The 16,054-nt window shown below is 59.5% G+C and carries 17 protein-coding genes; 10 read left to right on the forward strand and 7 right to left on the reverse strand.

Annotation, left to right across the window (positions count from 1 at the left end):
• Nucleotides 1-107 precede the first annotated feature (107 nt).
• The 10 genes from rpoE (at nucleotide 108) to pdxJ (ending at nucleotide 8,975) form a co-directional block, all read left to right on the forward strand.
• Complete coding sequence (gene rpoE / locus AAHA39_RS18985; RefSeq protein ID WP_033112788.1) at nucleotides 108-689, forward strand: RNA polymerase sigma factor RpoE; 582 nt, start codon at nucleotides 108-110, stop codon at nucleotides 687-689.
• A 22-nt stretch (nucleotides 690-711) separates the two neighbouring features.
• A complete protein-coding gene (locus tag AAHA39_RS18990; protein WP_033112789.1) occupies nucleotides 712-1,314 on the forward strand; it encodes an RseA family anti-sigma factor in 603 nt (200 codons plus the stop codon).
• A 21-nt stretch (nucleotides 1,315-1,335) separates the two neighbouring features.
• A complete protein-coding gene (locus AAHA39_RS18995) occupies nucleotides 1,336-2,316 on the forward strand; it encodes a MucB/RseB C-terminal domain-containing protein (RefSeq protein WP_033112790.1) in 981 nt (326 codons plus the stop codon).
• 100 nt (nucleotides 2,317-2,416) lie between these two features.
• A complete protein-coding gene (locus tag AAHA39_RS19000; RefSeq protein ID WP_201931364.1) occupies nucleotides 2,417-2,878 on the forward strand; it encodes a SoxR reducing system RseC family protein in 462 nt (153 codons plus the stop codon).
• Nucleotides 2,879-2,995: 117 nt separating this feature from the next.
• Nucleotides 2,996-4,789 (forward strand): translation elongation factor 4, encoded by a 1,794-nt coding sequence (gene lepA, locus AAHA39_RS19005; protein ID WP_033112792.1) that lies wholly within the window; start codon nucleotides 2,996-2,998, stop codon nucleotides 4,787-4,789.
• Between the two features lie 3 nt (nucleotides 4,790-4,792).
• The gene (gene lepB, locus AAHA39_RS19010; RefSeq protein WP_033112793.1) at nucleotides 4,793-5,716 is read left to right on the forward strand and encodes a signal peptidase I; all 924 of its coding nucleotides are present in this window, start codon (nucleotides 4,793-4,795) and stop codon (nucleotides 5,714-5,716) included.
• Complete coding sequence (gene rnc / locus AAHA39_RS19015; protein ID WP_033112794.1) at nucleotides 5,717-6,388, forward strand: ribonuclease III; 672 nt, start codon at nucleotides 5,717-5,719, stop codon at nucleotides 6,386-6,388.
• Nucleotides 6,385-7,284: a GTPase Era gene (era, locus tag AAHA39_RS19020; protein WP_033112795.1), complete on the forward strand. Its 900-nt coding sequence runs from the start codon at nucleotides 6,385-6,387 to the stop codon at nucleotides 7,282-7,284. The genes rnc and era overlap by 4 nt, the downstream gene beginning before the upstream one ends.
• A 158-nt stretch (nucleotides 7,285-7,442) precedes the next feature.
• Nucleotides 7,443-8,153, forward strand: coding sequence for a DNA repair protein RecO (recO, locus tag AAHA39_RS19025; protein WP_005335391.1), 711 nt, complete (start codon nucleotides 7,443-7,445; stop codon nucleotides 8,151-8,153).
• Between the two features lie 84 nt (nucleotides 8,154-8,237).
• The gene (pdxJ, locus tag AAHA39_RS19030) at nucleotides 8,238-8,975 is read left to right on the forward strand and encodes a pyridoxine 5'-phosphate synthase (RefSeq protein ID WP_005340919.1); all 738 of its coding nucleotides are present in this window, start codon (nucleotides 8,238-8,240) and stop codon (nucleotides 8,973-8,975) included.
• A gap of 139 nt (nucleotides 8,976-9,114) precedes the next feature.
• Here the strand turns inward: pdxJ and AAHA39_RS19035 are convergent, their stop codons facing one another.
• From AAHA39_RS19035 to agaW, 7 genes are all read right to left on the reverse strand, one after another.
• Entirely contained in the window at nucleotides 9,115-10,290 is a 1,176-nt protein-coding gene (locus AAHA39_RS19035; protein WP_320656324.1) for a MalY/PatB family protein, read from the reverse strand.
• Between the two features lie 13 nt (nucleotides 10,291-10,303).
• Complete coding sequence (gene malX / locus AAHA39_RS19040; RefSeq protein WP_232354435.1) at nucleotides 10,304-11,773, reverse strand: maltose/glucose-specific PTS transporter subunit IIBC; 1,470 nt, start codon at nucleotides 11,771-11,773, stop codon at nucleotides 10,304-10,306.
• 104 nt (nucleotides 11,774-11,877) lie between these two features.
• A complete protein-coding gene (locus tag AAHA39_RS19045) occupies nucleotides 11,878-12,732 on the reverse strand; it encodes a tagatose bisphosphate family class II aldolase (RefSeq protein ID WP_320656323.1) in 855 nt (284 codons plus the stop codon).
• Nucleotides 12,723-13,922, reverse strand: coding sequence for an N-acetylglucosamine-6-phosphate deacetylase (gene nagA / locus AAHA39_RS19050; RefSeq protein WP_320656322.1), 1,200 nt, complete (start codon nucleotides 13,920-13,922; stop codon nucleotides 12,723-12,725). The genes AAHA39_RS19045 and nagA overlap by 10 nt, the downstream gene beginning before the upstream one ends.
• Nucleotides 13,923-14,363 (reverse strand): PTS galactosamine/N-acetylgalactosamine transporter subunit IIA, encoded by a 441-nt coding sequence (gene agaF / locus AAHA39_RS19055; protein WP_320656321.1) that lies wholly within the window; start codon nucleotides 14,361-14,363, stop codon nucleotides 13,923-13,925.
• Nucleotides 14,364-14,410: 47 nt separating this feature from the next.
• The gene (gene agaE, locus AAHA39_RS19060; RefSeq protein ID WP_005354370.1) at nucleotides 14,411-15,289 is read right to left on the reverse strand and encodes a PTS N-acetylgalactosamine transporter subunit IID; all 879 of its coding nucleotides are present in this window, start codon (nucleotides 15,287-15,289) and stop codon (nucleotides 14,411-14,413) included.
• A complete protein-coding gene (gene agaW, locus AAHA39_RS19065; protein WP_005354369.1) occupies nucleotides 15,279-16,052 on the reverse strand; it encodes a PTS N-acetylgalactosamine transporter subunit IIC in 774 nt (257 codons plus the stop codon). Before agaW ends, agaE begins: the two co-directional genes overlap by 11 nt.
• Between the last annotated feature and the right edge of the window lie 2 nt (nucleotides 16,053-16,054).

Genomic DNA, 16,054 nt, shown 5'->3' on the forward strand with positions numbered 1-16,054 from the left:
TTTTTTAAACAGATTCGAACTTTCTCTGATTCTCCCTGTCTGAACTTGTGCGCTTAGGAAGGGCCGGAAAAGAAGAACGATAACCTGATGGGGGTTTTACGGCTCTGATGAGCGACCAGAATCTACTGGACGAACAGCTGGTTGAACGGGTCCAGCGCGGCGACAAAGCAGCTTTCAACCTGTTGGTAAAAAAATACCAGCATAAGGTGGTCAACCTGATTGCCCGGTATGTCAACAACCCCGGCGACGTGCCCGATGTGGCGCAAGAGGCGTTTATCAAAGCCTACCGGGCATTGCCGACATTCCGTGGCGAGAGTGCTTTTTACACCTGGTTGTACCGAATTGCCGTGAATACGGCGAAGAACTATCTGACCTCCCAGGGGCGCAGGCCCCCGAGCAGTGATGTGGAGGCTGACGAAGCGGAGTCTTATGGCGGTGGTGAAGCCTTGCAAGAGGTCTCAACCCCGGAAAACCTGGCGCTGACTGACGAGATCAAACGCACCGTGTTTTCAGCCATTGAGGCATTGCCGGAAGACCTGAGGACAGCGATCACCCTTCGCGAACTGGAAGGGCTGAGCTATGAAGAGATTGCCGAAATCATGGATTGCCCAGTGGGTACGGTCAGATCCCGTATCTTCCGGGCGAGGGAAGCAATCGACAAAAAGCTGCAACCTCTGATCGAGAATTAACTGGGGAAAGACGGGTTAACTTATGGCAAACAAAGAGCAAATCTCTGCCCTGATGGATGGTGAGCTGAGTGACGCAGAGGTACTGAACGAGCTGGAGATGGACTCCGGCTTGCAAGATACCTGGGGTCGTTACCACCTGATTGGCGATGCCATGCGGGGTGACCTGCCGGTCAATCTGCAACTGGATCTCAGTGACAGCATCATGGCTGCACTGGAGGATGAGCCGACCATACTGGCACCCAAGCCGGTCGAGGCCGCTCCGGTGGCGCAACCGGTCGTTGCGCCGGTCAAGACAGATTCCAATGTGGTGCCCCTGTTTCGTCGGGTTGGCCAGCAGCTGGGGCAATATGCCATCGCAGCGTCTGTGGCCGCAGCCGTTATCTTTGGGGTGCAGCAGTATCAGGGTCAGGACGGCGTGCCGAACAATCCTGTGCTCAATACCATCCCGATCGGTGGCAGTGCCGCGCCAGTGAGCGTCCACTATCCGCAAGAGGGCAACCGCGTTCGGCCGCAACAGGGAATGACCGAACAGCAGATGCAGGAGCAGCGCGAACGCATCAACGCCTTCCTGCGTGATCACCAGTTACAGCAGCGCCTGTTGCAAGACAGACAGATCCAACAATAACGAGTTGTCAGGGATACAAACGTGCGCCAGTCCAGCCGTATTTTGCTGGCCTCTCTCCTGCTAATCAGTGCCAAGGCCTCGGCCGACGACAAGTCGGCCGAGGCCTTGTTGCAGCAGATGCAGAGTGCCGTGCATCAACAGAATTTCGAGTTGTCCATGGTCAAGGCCCGTCAGGGGCGTCTTGAACCGATCCGCATCAGCCACGCCGTGATCAATGGCAAAGAAGTGGCTCATCTCAGCTACCTCGACGGCAAGGCGATCGAGTATCTGCAGCGCGAGAATGAATACACCTTCTTTGAAAACAGCCATGACCCCTACACCCTGAAGGATGCCCGTTTCCCCGGCATCTGGTCGAGTCTGGTCAGCATGCCGCTCTCCCGGGTATTGCAGAGCTATGATCCCGTGCTGGCCGGCCGCAGCCGCGTCGCGGGGGTGGTCGCTCAGGTGGTGAGGCTGGTGCCCAAGGAGGCCGACAAGTACGGCTTCATGCTCTGGGTTGACGAGCAGAGCCATCTGCTGCTGCGTGTCGACATGGTGGAGCGGGAAGGCAATCTGGTCGAGCAGCTGCTGGGGGTGGATCTGGAGTTGCAGAACAAGCCTGCCCCCTGGCTGGTGACCCTAGCCAACAGCAAGTTGCCCCCTGCGCTGGCGCTGGAAGATGCCTATCCGGCACCGCAGCAGCAGCTTAACTGGCAGGTGACCTGGTTGCCAGATGGTTTCAAGGTGCTGTCGCAGGACAGGCACCAGCTGGTGACCACCAGTATGCCGGTCGACTACATGATGCTCTCCGACGGGCTGGTGGATCTCTCGGTCTACGTCTCCCGGGTCGATCCCAAGCAGGCGGTGCGCCAGCAGCTGATCCGCCAGGGCGCCACCTCGCTGGTGAGCTTCGTCAACGAGGTGGGCGTCGAGATCACCGTGGTCGGGGAAGTGCCTGCCGAGACAGCCAAACGGATTGCCGAGTCGGTGCAGCCGCTGGCTCGCAACGAGGCCGTGCAGTGAGTCCATGCTCTGGGCTCACAGTGGTGCGCTGCTTGCCGTTGGCTGTGAGTCGTGTTCAGATCCTGCCATTGCATGAGCACGAGGTGTTGCCGTGAGCGAAATGAGTGAAGAGTTGGCGACCGTAGTCGCCATCGAAGGAGATCATGCCTGGGTGGAGTGCGAACGGCGCTCTGCCTGCAACGGCTGCCAGCAGCAATCCGGTTGCGGTACCGGCACCGTGGCCAAGGCATTTCCCCTGAAAGCCCCACGCTTGCGGGTTCGCCTTACCGCCGAGGTGAACGTTGGCCAGCAAATCAGGCTCGGCATCCCGCAAGAGAGCTTGCTGCGCGGGGCTGCGCTGGTCTATGTGCTGCCGCTGTTCTGCCTGCTGGCGAGTGCTCTGCTGGGGCAACTCTGGTTGGCGCCGCTGCTCTCGGGGGGGGAGGGGATTACCATTCTTGCCTCTCTGCTGGGTGGCGCTGGCGGCTTTTTACTGGTTCGTTACTTTTCCGGCCGGCTTGATGAGGGGCGTTATGGCCCCCGCATGCTCGGCGTTGTGGTTCCCGTCCGTACCCTCTCCTGACCGAACAGGCGCTATTTCACTGGCGTTGGCGACTAAAGAATGGCCGTCAGCCGGGTTATCCAGTAAAATCGCGCCTCCATAACCGACCTTAAACCAATTTTGAGTGACTCTTGCTCGATGAAACACATTCGTAACTTTTCGATTATTGCGCACATCGACCACGGTAAATCGACCCTGTCGGACCGTCTGATCCAGACTTGCGGTGGCTTGTCCGACCGCGAGATGCAGGCTCAGGTGCTTGACTCCATGGATCTGGAGCGCGAGCGCGGCATTACCATCAAGGCGCAGAGTGTGACCCTGAACTACCAGGCACAAGACGGTAACACCTACCAGCTGAACTTTATCGACACCCCGGGCCACGTGGATTTCTCCTACGAGGTCTCCCGCTCTTTGGCGGCCTGTGAAGGGGCGCTGCTGGTGGTAGATGCCGGCCAGGGGGTTGAGGCACAGACTCTGGCCAACTGCTACACCGCCATGGAGATGGATCTGGAAGTGGTGCCGGTACTGAACAAGATTGACCTGCCGGCTGCAGAACCCGAGCGGGTTGCCGAGGAGATCGAAGACATCGTCGGTATCGACGCCGTGGACGCGGTACGCTGCTCCGCCAAGACCGGCCTCGGTGTCGATCTGGTACTGGAAGAGATCGTGGCCAAGATCCCGGCACCGGAAGGTGATCCGGACGCGCCGCTGCAGGCGCTGATCATCGACTCCTGGTTCGACTCCTATCTGGGCGTCGTCTCTCTGGTGCGGATTAAGAACGGTTCTTTGAAGAAGAACGACAAGATCAAGGTGATGAGCACCGGTCAGGTGTGGGGTGTCGATCGTATCGGTATCTTCACGCCCAAGCAGGTGGACACCGACGGGCTGGGTTGCGGCGAGGTAGGTTGGGTTGTCTGCGGTATCAAGGACATCCACGGCGCGCCGGTGGGCGATACCCTGACTCAGGCCAAGAACGGTGCCGACAAGGCTCTGGCCGGTTTCAAGAAGGTGAAGCCGCAGGTGTATGCGGGTCTGTTCCCCATCTCCAGCGATGACTACGAGTCGTTCCGTGACGCCCTCGACAAGCTCTCCCTGAACGATGCCTCCCTGTTCTTCGAACCGGAGAGCTCCACTGCACTGGGCTTCGGCTTCCGTTGCGGCTTCCTCGGTATGCTGCACATGGAGATCATCCAGGAACGTCTGGAGCGTGAATACGATCTGGATCTGATCACCACGGCGCCGACCGTAGTGTACGAGATCGAGCTGACCGACGGCTCCACCATCCACATCGACAGCCCGGCCCAGATGCCCGCCATCACCAGCATCAAGGAGATGCGCGAGCCGATCGCCGAGTGTCATATCCTGCTGCCGCAGGAGTACATGGGCAACGTAATCACCCTCTGTATCGAGAAGCGTGGCGTGCAGACCAACATGGTCTATCACGGCAAGCAGGTGGCGCTGACCTATGAAATCCCGATGGCGGAAGTGGTGCTCGACTTCTTCGACCGTCTGAAGTCAACCAGCCGCGGCTACGCCTCGCTGGACTACGGCTTCAAGCGTTTCGAAACCTCCGACATGGTGCGTCTGGACATCATGATCAACGGTGAACGCGTCGACGCGCTGGCCATCATCACCCACAAGGACAACGCCCAGTATCGCGGTCGTCAGGTGGTGGAGAAGATGCGCGAGCTGATCCCGCGTCAGATGTTTGATATTGCGATTCAGGCGGCCATCGGCAACCAGATCATCGCTCGCAGCACCGTCAAGGCACTGCGCAAGGACGTAACTGCCAAGTGTTACGGTGGTGACGTGAGTCGTAAGAAGAAGCTGCTGAACAAGCAGAAAGAAGGTAAGAAGCGGATGAAGTCCCTCGGCCGTGTCGACGTGCCGCAGGAAGCCTTCCTCGCGATTCTCCACGTCGGAAAGGATTAATAGATGGCAAGCACGTTTTCCCTGATCCTGGTGGTGGTCTGCGCGATCACCGGTGTTATCTGGTGTCTGGACAAGATGATCTGGTCCAAACAGCGAGCCGCCAAAATTGCCGTGGCCCGTGCCCATGGCGGCGCTCATCTGGATGACAAAACCCTGGCCAAGGTGGCTCCCGTTCCGGTCTGGATTGAACAGACCGCCGGGGTCTTCCCGGTCATCACCTTTGTGCTGATCCTGCGTTCGTTCATCTTTGAACCGTTCCAGATCCCGTCAGGCTCCATGATGCCCACTCTGCTGGTGGGCGATTTCATCCTGGTGGAGAAGTTTGCCTATGGTCTGCGGGACCCGGTGACCAACACCAAGTTCCTCGAGACTGGCGAGCCCAAGCGCGGCGATGTGGTGGTGTTCAAATACCCGCTCGAACCGCGGGTGGACTACATCAAGCGGGTGGTCGGCATGCCGGGGGATCGGGTCATCTATCGCAACAAGGAGCTGATGATCCGGCCCAAGTGCGAGGAGCAGGAGGGGAAAACGTGTCCGGGCTTCCAGAAGCTCGATGTCAAGTTTGAACAAAGAGGCGAATTTACCCAGATGGGGATCCCCCTTGACCGCTATACCGAGCAGCTGGGCGATGTCTCACACGAGACCCTGCGCAACCCGCTGATGCCCGATATGGTTGGCCGTTACTATCGCCAGCCCGGCACCTACCCTGACGAGTGGGTAGTACCGGAGGGGCAATATTTCGTGATGGGCGACAACCGCGACAACAGTACCGACAGCCGTTTCTGGGGCTTTGTGCCCGAGCAGAACCTGGTCGGCAAGGCGGTCGCTATCTGGATAAGTTTTGAATTCGAGCGCGAAGAGGGCTCCCTGCTGCCAAGCTGGGTACCGACAGGGGTGCGCTTCAACCGCATTGGCGGAATCAAGTAAATGAATATCAAGATGAACAGACTGCAGTCCCGTCTCGGACACGTCTTTCAGGATCTGGAACTGCTGACCCGGGCGCTGACTCACCGCAGCGCCGGTTCCCGTCACAACGAGCGACTGGAGTTTTTGGGTGACTCGATTTTGAGTCTGGTGATTGCCGACGATCTCTTCCACCGCTTCCCGCAAGCGGCGGAAGGGGATCTCAGCCGGATGCGCGCCACTCTGGTGCGCGAGAAGACCCTGGCCGAGCTGGGCCGCGAGTTTGACCTCGGGGATCACCTGATCCTGGGGCCGGGCGAGCTGAAAAGCGGCGGTTTTCGCCGCGAATCCATTCTGGCCGATACGGTCGAGGCGGTGATTGGCGCCGTCTATCTGGACAGTGATCTCGAGACAGTACGCACTCTGCTGCTGGGCTGGTACACCAGCCGTCTGGAGGAGATCAAGCCGGGCATCGAGCAGAAGGATCCCAAGACCCGTCTGCAAGAAATTCTGCAGGGAAGCCGCAAATCCCTGCCGACCTATACAGTGACCAACGTCAAGGGCGAAGCCCACAATCAGGAGTTCACCGTCCAGTGTGACGTGGAAGGTCTGGATGGTCCGATCAAAGGGGTCGGCACCAGCCGCCGCAAGGCTGAACAGGCCGCGGCGCAGCAAGCATTGGAAAAACTGTCATGACAGATACAACCTACTGCGGCTTTGTCGCCATCGTGGGCCGCCCCAACGTGGGCAAGTCCACCCTGCTCAACAAGCTGCTTGGCCAGAAGGTCAGCATCACCTCGAAAAAACCCCAGACCACCCGTCACCGGATCCTGGGGATCGACACCGAGGATAACTACCAGACCATCTATGTCGATACCCCGGGTCTGCACATTGAAGAGAAACGGGCCATCAACCGCCTGATGAACCGCGCCGCCACCAGTTCGCTGGGCGACGTGGCCATGGTGGTATTCATGGTGGACGGCACTCACTGGACCAAAGATGACGAGATGGTGCTGGGCAAGTTGCGCAATCTCAAGTGCCCGGTGGTGCTGGCGGTCAACAAGATCGACAACGTCAAGGAGAAGGAGGAGCTGCTTCCCCACCTCGAGTGGCTGGGCCAGCAGATGAACTTCGCCCATATCCTGCCCATCAGTGCCCAGAAGGGCACCAACGTGGAGAAGATCCGCGAGTGGGCCAAGCCGTTGCTGCCGGAGAACGTCCACTTCTTCCCGGAAGATTACGTGACCGATCGCTCCTCCCGTTTCATGGCCTCCGAGATCATCCGCGAGAAGCTGATGCGCTTCACCGGTGAAGAGCTGCCCTACTCGGTGACGGTGGAGATCGAGCGCTTCAAGGTGGAAGAGAGCGGTATCTATCACATCCACGGCCTCATTCTGGTCGAGCGCGATGGCCAGAAGAAGATGGTCATCGGCAACAAGGGCGAGAAGATCAAGACCATCGGTACCGAAGCGCGCCTCGATATGGAACGGCTGTTCCAGAACAAGGTGCACCTCGAGCTGTGGGTCAAGGTCAAGTCAGGCTGGGCCGATGACGAGCGCGCCCTGCGTAGTCTCGGTTACGGCGATGATTAAGAACCTGTGCACGCGCTTACTGCGAGGCCATGATCAAGGCTCATGCGCTGCTCGGAATCCTCATGTATTCACATACACTCCGGTTCCTGCGCTGCTCTTTACCTTGCTGACGGCCTCTCGTGACAGTGCGTGGACAGGTTTTGAGAGGTAATGGCGGATTGCTGACCCCGGCTTTCGTCATCCATAGCCGGCCCTATCGGGAGACCAGCCAGCTGGTCGAGGTATTCACCCAGGATAGTGGCCGCTTTACCTTGGTGGCTCGCGGTTCTCGCGGGCCACGCTCCCCTCTCAAGGGGCTGCTGCAACCCTTTACCCTGCTCACCATCGCCTGGCGCGGCAAGGGGGATCTCAAGAACCTCACCCAGGTCGAATGTCCCGACCACTCCCTGCGTCTCGGTGGCGATCGCCTCTTCTACGGCCTCTATCTCAACGAGCTGGTCTACTACCTGCTGGAAGCGCACACCCCGTTCCCCGAGGTGTTCGATGCCTATGCCCGTGCCATCATGGCGCTGGCCGACGGCGAGACGCCTGAGCTGCCGCTGCGTCGCTTCGAGTTCCTGCTGCTGCAGGCGCTCGGCTATGCGGTCGATTTCGAGTACACGGCGGACGACGAGTCGCCTATCGAGCCGACCCTGCTCTATGGCTTCGAGCGTGAATTGGGCTTTGTTGCTTGCGAGCGGGCGCCGGATCCCCGTACCCTGTTTCTCGGTGCCCACCTGCTCGCCTTTGCCGAGGGACGTTTCGATACCCCTCCCTTGCTGCAGGCGGCCAAACGTTTCAGCCGGCTGGCACTGCAACCCTATCTGGGCAAACGCCAGCTAAAGAGCCGGGAGCTGTTTTTAAAACGCAAAGCCAGCATGCAAGGCTGACACAGATTACAGACATACGGATATTGGCGCGGGGGGATTCGCTGACCGCGCAGTCAACAGATGAAGCCTTTCAAGGAGTTCTCAATGAGTGAAATCTATCTGGGTGTGAACATCGACCATATCGCCACCCTGCGCAACGCCCGGGGCACCCAGTATCCGGATCCGGTACAGGCCGCCTTCGTGGCCGAGCAGGCCGGGGCCGATGGCATTACCGTGCATCTGCGTGAAGATCGCCGCCACATCACCGATCGCGACGTGGAGATCCTGCGCCAGACCATTCAGACCAGAATGAATCTGGAGATGGCGGTGACCGAAGAGATGATCGGCATCGCCTGCCGCATCAAGCCTCATTTCGTCTGCCTGGTGCCGGAGAAGCGCACCGAGGTGACCACCGAGGGCGGTCTGGACGTGGCCGGTCAGCTGGCCAAGGTGACTGATGCCGTTGCCCGTCTCTCCGCGGTGGGGGCTCAGGTATCCCTCTTTATCGATGCCGACCCAATCCAGATCGATGCGGCGGCCGAGAGTGGCGCCCCCTTTATCGAGATCCACACCGGCCGTTATGCCGATGCCACCACAGATGCCGAGCGCAACGCCGAGTTCAAGCGCATCGCCGCCGGTGCCTCCTATGCCGCTGGCAAGGGGCTCAAGGTCAATGCCGGCCATGGTCTGCACTACCACAACGTCAAGGCCATCGCCGCCATCCCCGAGCTCTATGAGCTCAACATCGGCCACGCCATCATCGGCCGCGCCGCCTTCGACGGTCTGGCCAAGGCGGTCAGCGATATGCGCCTGCTGATGCAGGAAGCCCGTCAGGGGATCTGATGCTTCGGGCACTGGCAACGCACAGTGGCCATATGAAACAAAAGGGACGCCATGGCGTCCCTTTTGTTGTTTCTGCCGATGGGAATATCGACAGCCGTCAGGCCTGCTGCTGTGTCCATTTTCCCAGACGCTGCAGCGCCTAACCAAGCAGCTGGCGGGAGGTGCCTATGTTGATCCGCACATACTCTTCGCCATCGCTGACGTAGTGGGAGCCATCTTCGATGATGACACCCGCTTCGACTGCCCACCTGCGGGTCACCTCACTTGCGCTCATACCGCTCCCTTTGGTGCTGACCCAGACCAGATAGGAGGCATCCATCGGCATGACTTGGAAGTCGGGCAGGTTCTCCCTGAAGTAGCACGCCAGCAGGGCGTAGTTCTCTCTCAGATAGAGATTCAAGTCGGCCAGCCATTCATCGCACTCGTTATAGGCGGTGATAATTCCCCAGAGCCCGAATACGTTGGGAGAGGTGATGGAGTTCTGCTCAAGGCGAACTCTGAACCGACTTCTGATCTGCGGATTTGGAATGATGCTGTAGGAGGTTTTCAATCCGCCCAGATTGAATGCCTTGTTGGGCGAGCTCATCAGCATCATGTTGTTGCGGTAACGCTCCTCCAGCGCCAGAAATGAGATGAATTCGCCATGGATGATGTGCTCGGCATGCACTTCATCGACCATCATCAACACCTGATGGCGCAGGCAGATGTCGGCAACGGCTTCCAGTTCGGCCTGACTCCAGATCCTGCCCGACGGGTTGTGGGGTGAGCAGAGAAAATAGATTTTGGGCTTGTGGCCAATGATTTGCTCCTCCAGCTTCGCCAGATCGATCCGGTATCGCCCCTTGCTCAGGGCTAACGGGTTGGCTACAACCTTGACCCCCTGCCTTTCGGCCGCCTTGGCAAAGGGATCATAGACAGGGGTGTTCATGATGATGCTGTCACCCGGCTGGCAGAATGCCTGCACCGTGTAGTGCAGGGTAGAGACGGTGCCATAGGAGAGGGTGATCCACTCCCGCTCCACCGCGACCTTGTGGTGGCGGGCCTGGAAGTTGATGACCGCCTCGTAGAAATCATCGATGCAGTGGGTGTAGCTGAAGGTGCCCCAGCTGATGATTTCGCTGAACTTGCGAGCCACAGCCGGCGGTGATTTGAAATCCATATCGGCAATCCACATGGGAATGCTGTCGGCGGGAACGGGGCCAAAGCGGCTCTCGATCACTTTCATATCCCACTTGCGGCATTTGTCGCTGATGCGATCTGCCAGCTCGTCGAAACGGGAGGATTGCAAGTCGGCAGAGGGGGTTGGGAGGCGCATGGCCTCCCGATCTTTACAGGAGAGCATCGAGATTATCCTTCACGGTTTGAACCTGAGCGCCAATGATGACCTGCACGCTGTGCTCGTCGATCTTGACGACGGAGAGTGCGCCAGCCTGTTTCAGGATCTTCTCCTGCAGCTTGCCCATATCGTGTACCACCAGTCTCAGCCGGGTGACGCAGTTGTCCAGGCTGACGATATTCTCCTTGCCACCGAGGGCACTCAGGATCACGGCCGGGTCGTGTTTCGCAATCTGGATATCATCGACCTCATCCCTGCCGGGGGTCTTGATGTCATATTTCTTGATGTACCAGTAGAAGACGGTGAAATAGATGGCAGACCAGATAAGGCCAATGGGAATTATCAGATACCACTTGGTTTGCCAGCCCTGCATGATGCCGAAAATAAGCAGGTCGAGTGCACTGCCATCGGTATTGCCGATGGTGACGCCACACATGGCCACCACAAAGAGCGCGGCGCCGGTCATAAAGACATGGAACAGGTAGAGTACCGGCGCGACAAACAGGAACAGGAATTCGATGGGCTCGGAAATACCGGTCACGATAGAGACCAGTACCCCGGAGATAATCAGGCTCTTGATTCTGGTTCGATTGCCGGGCGTGGCTGCCATATACATGGCCAACGCTGCAGCAGGCAGACCGAATATAAAGGTCGGCATAAACCCTTGCGACAGGAAGGCGGTTGCTGCCGGGCTGATGGGTTCACCCGCTTTCAACTGGGCGAAGAAGATATTGAGAGCGCCGGAAATGGTTTCGCCATTGACCAGCTCGGTACCGCCTGCCGGGGTGAAGCGCACCATGGCCAGCATGATGTGGTGCAGACCTAGCGGTTTGAGCAGGTTGATGGCCACGCCGTAGAGGAAGGCACCAAAAGAGCCGGCAGAGATGATCATGTTGCCGACCGCAGTAATGCCGAGCGCCACATAGTGCCAGAAGAGCGGCATGGCGAGACCGATCAGCGACATGACCAGCACAGTGATAATGGGCACGGAGCGCAAGCCGCTGAAGAACGAGAAGGCGTCGTGCAGTTTGAGGTTATAGAAACGGCGATGGATGAAATAGGTCACGATCCCCGACACTATGCCACCCAGCACGCCCATGGAGAGGGTCTGAACCCCCATCACCATGGCTTGCCCCGCCAGTTTGATATTTTCCGGCGAAGCCAGTTGGCTGGTACTGGCGAGATAGAAGTTGATCCCGATATTCATCGCCATATAGCCGACGAAACCGGAATAGGCCGCGACACCCTTGTTCTTTTCGGTCAATCCCATCGGAATACCGATGGCAAACATGATGGGCAGATAGGTAAAGCCGAAGCTGCCTACGGTTGCCACCAGATTGAAGACGAGCTGGGTATATTCCCCACCAAGAAAAGGAAAATTATCTATGGTGGAGGGGCTGGTTATGGATGATCCCACCCCCAGCAGTAATCCCATGAATGCCATCAGAGAGACGGGAAACATGAATGTTTTCCCCAAACTCTGGGCAAATTCCCATACCTTATTTCGCAAGGATGCGCGAGCCATCATTATTATCTCCCAGACCTGTTATCGTAATTTTATTGTTATCAAATTTTGTTATTACTCATGCACATACGGATTTTCGCCTCGACGACTTCCTCCATGGCGGCCATGGCGGGCACCAGATACTGGCGCGGGTCGCTGGCATCCGGATGAGAGCCAAGGAAGGCTTTCATCGCATCGGCGAAGGCTATCTTCAGTTCGGTCGCAACGTTGACCTTGCAGATCCCGAGTTCGATGCAGCGGCGCACATCGGCTTCCGGTACGCCTGAGGCACCGTGCAGCACCAGCGGAATATCCACCTGCTCGCGAATGGCGGCGAGGCGGGTGAAGTCGAGGCGGGGCTCCTCCTTGTAGAGGCCGTGGGCGGTGCCGATGGCCACCGCCAGCGAGTCGATGCCGGTGCGGCGGACAAACTCGGCCGCCTTGAGCGGGTCGGTAAATTTGGCGTGAGCGGCATCGACGATGAGGTCATCCTCCTGACCGCCCAGCTGACCCAGCTCGGCTTCGACGCTGGCCCCCATGCGGTGGCAGAAGGTCACCACGCTGCGCACCTTCTCGATGTTCTCTTCAAACGGAAAGTGCGAGGCATCGATCATGGCGGAGCGAATACCCGCTTCGACCTTGTAGTGGATGTCTTGCTCGTCTTCGTGGTGATCCAGATGCAGCACCAGCGGGATACGGTACTCATGGGCGGCGGCCTGACAGATGGAGACCAGATACTCGACCCCTGCATGGCGATAGGTGCCCGGGGTGCCAGCCAAAATCACCGGAGAGCGCATGCGAGCGGCGGTGCGAGCCACCACCTGCACGGTTTCCAGGTTGTGGATGTTGAAAGCCGGTACGGCATAACCGCGGCGCTGGGCATCTTTGAGCATTTCATGGGAAGAGATCAGATACATAGTGACTCCTGAGCGTCCTGATTGACGCGAGATCCTGAGAAAAGGGAGGAGAGCTGGGTCGGGTTTATCTCCCGGCCAGCCACCCAGATGTGTTGTTGATTGAGTTCAGTGGTGAGGGCGAGCAGGTTGGCCTGTTTGCCAACTGCCAGTGAACCGAGGCGATCGGCAATGCCGAGCATCTTTGCTGGTGCCAGCGAGGCCATTGCGATTGCTGCATCAAGCGGTACATTCGCCAGCTGCACCATGTTGCGTACGGCGCCAAGCAGGGTGAGGGTGCTGCCCGCCAGGCCGCCGGTGTCGGTGCGTACCACGCCGTTTTTCATCTCGACCCGATAGTTGCCAAGCAGATAGTGACCGTCGGGCATGCCTGCGGCGCGCATCGCATCGGTAACCAAGAGCAGGCGCTGGCCGGCGCAGCAGTGACAGAGCTTGAGCACGCTGGGGTGGAGATGATGGCCATCGGCGATCAGCTCCAGCCAGGCTGCGGGATGGACAAGACCTGCACCGACCATGCCGGGTTCGCGGTGGTGCAGGCCGCGCATGCCGTTAAAGCAGTGCACCAGCCCGGAGGCGCCCGCTGCCAGCGCCGCCATGGTGGTGTCGTGATCCGCCGCCGAGTGGCCCAGCATCACCCGCACGCCGTTTGCGGCAAGATGGTGAATGGCCGCGATGGCATTCGGCTTTTCCGGTGCCAGTGCGACCACCTTCAGGCTGCCACGCGCCAGCTGTTGCAGATGGTTCAGTTCGGCAATATCCAGCTCCCGAAACAGCGCCTGATCGTGGGCGCCCTTGTTGTCCGGCGTGAAGTAGGGCCCTTCCAGATAGCAGCCGAGCAGCTCGGCGCCCGGCATGCCGCGGGCAACACCATCGGCAATGCGGGCAAGGGCTTGCTCTATCTCGGGGAGTGGGGCGGTGACCGTGGTGGCAAGAAAGGCGCCGACCCCTTCTGCCGCCTTGGCCATCGACAAGGTTGCCAGCGCACCCTCATCGTTATCCATGACATCGACGCCGGCACCGCCGTGGACATGACCGTCGATCAGCGCGGGCACCAGCAGCTCGACATCCCGTGCCTGATCGCCATCCGTGATGGGGGCGATGGCGGTGATGATGCCGCCTTCATGGGTGAGCTCCTGATGTTCCAGCCAACCCTGTTCGGTCAGCAGGCGACGGGCACGGATCCGTGAGGTCATTTAAATACCCTCCTCGACGAGAGCGGCATCTGCCTGACGCTCTTTACCCATCTCATCTGCCAGCGAGGTGAGACCCCGGTGGCCGCAATCAAGGGCCTGCTGGCGGAATTCACGGGCGCTGAGGCCATCGCGTTCCAGCGCCATCTCCAGCAGCAGTTGCAGGTTGGTACCGGTAATAACCTCCCGCTCTGGCTGGTGCAGTGAGAGGGTTGAGGCGACCCGAAACGGGGTGCCGCCGAGCAGGTCGGTCAGGAAAACCACGCCATCCCCCTTGTCGACCTCAGTCAGTGCCGCTTCGCACTGCGCCTGCAGCAGGGCGGTGGTGGAGCTCTCGGGAAAGTCGATGGCGATAACCGCGTCCTGTTCGCCGAGGATCTGCAGCATGGCGCGCTCCAGACCGCTGGCGAAACCGCCATGACCACAAATGATGATGCCCAACATAGTCTGTTCCTTTACTGCAAAGGGGCCGGCTTGCTGCCGGCTCCGGATTAGAGGAAACCGGCGAACTTGCCGACGATACCGAGTACCACCGTGATGACGATGAGGCGCAGCGGGCTCCAGCCTTTGCGGATCAGGGCGTACATCGCCAGGGTGTAGAGCAGCGGCAGGAAGGCGGGCATCAGCTTGTCGAGCACATCCGCCTGCAGTTTGACGACCGCATCACCGGCAGTGATCTCCAGCGTGGTGCCAAGACGCACATAGGTGGCGACCAGTGCGCCGATCACCGTCATACCGACGATGGAGGCAGCATGGCCCACCTTGCGGGTATTGGCCTTGATGACCGGAATGGCCGCCACCCCCATGCGGTAGGCGTAGTGCGCCAGACCAAAACGCAGGCCGAAGTGGACCACGTTGAACAGCAGGAAGAAGACCACTGCACCCATGATGGAACCTTGCAGCGCCAGATCTGCCCCTATGCCGCCGCAGATGGGGAGCAGGGTGAGCCAGAACATGGCATCGCCGATCCCGCCGAGCGGTGCGCCTACGGCAATCTTGGTGCTCTGGATGCTGTTGACGTTCTGCTTGGAGCGCTCCATCGCCAGCACGATCCCCATCACGAAGGTGACCAGGAAGGGGTGGGTGTTGAAGAAGCCCATGTGCCCTTTCATGGCCCGGGAGAGATCCCGCGGATTGGTGTGGATCTTCTGCAGTGCCGGCAGCAATCCATAGAGCCAGCCGGAGGCCTGCATCCGTTCATAGTTGAAGGAGGCCTGCAGCAGCAGGGAGCGCCAGGCAAAGCGGTTGATATCCTGCTTGGTCAGCTCGGCGCCAAGCTGCTGATCTTCATAGGTGTCGTCGGATTGTGGCCGAGTATTGTGCGGTTCGGCGCTGGAGATGATCCGCGCAGCTGTGTTGTTAGATGCCATCTTCGGTTTCCTCCTGAACAGGACGAGCTTGCGGGGTGGTGGTGCGCATGAAGTCGATCAGGGCCATGGCCAGCGCGGCGGCGGCGATGGCCAGCACCGGCAACTGGAGCCAGGCGGCAGCGACGAAACCGAGGATGAAGTAGGGGATATAGACGTTCTTCATCATGATCTTGAGCAGCACGGCAAAACCGATGGCGGGCATGATGCCGCCAGCAACGCCGAGGCCGTCGATGAGGCGGGCAGGCAGCACGTCGATGGCCGCCTTGGCATGTTCGGCCCCGAAGTAGGTGGGCAGGAAGGCACAGAGGAAGTAGAAGGTGCCCAGCGCCAGCAGCGCCAGGTAGTTGACCCGCTCGATACCGCGCACGTCAGCCGCTTCGGCCATGCGATCGCAGCGGGACATCACCCCCGACATCACCGAGAAGAGGAAGGTGATCCCCATCTGCACGGCCACGGCGAAGGGAACGGCAACCCCGACCGCCACATCCGGCTTGACCCCGGTGGTGATGGCGAAGGTGGCGCCGACTATGGTGCCGATAATGACGTTGGGCGGTTGCGCCCCCGCTAGCGGGGCCAGTCCCATCCAGACCAGCTCCAGGGTACCGCCCACCAGAATACCGGTGGGCAGGTCGCCGAGGATGAGGCCAACCAGCGGCCCCAGCACCACGGGACGGTGGAAGTGGGTCAGACCGTTGAACAGGTCGAGTCCGGCGAAAAACGCCAGGATGCCAAGCAGCAGACCTTGTAACAAACTGATTTCCATCA

Source organism: Aeromonas sp. SE22 (assembly GCF_038739755.1).
In the GTDB taxonomy this organism is placed as follows: Bacteria; Pseudomonadota; Gammaproteobacteria; order Enterobacterales; family Aeromonadaceae; genus Aeromonas; species Aeromonas jandaei.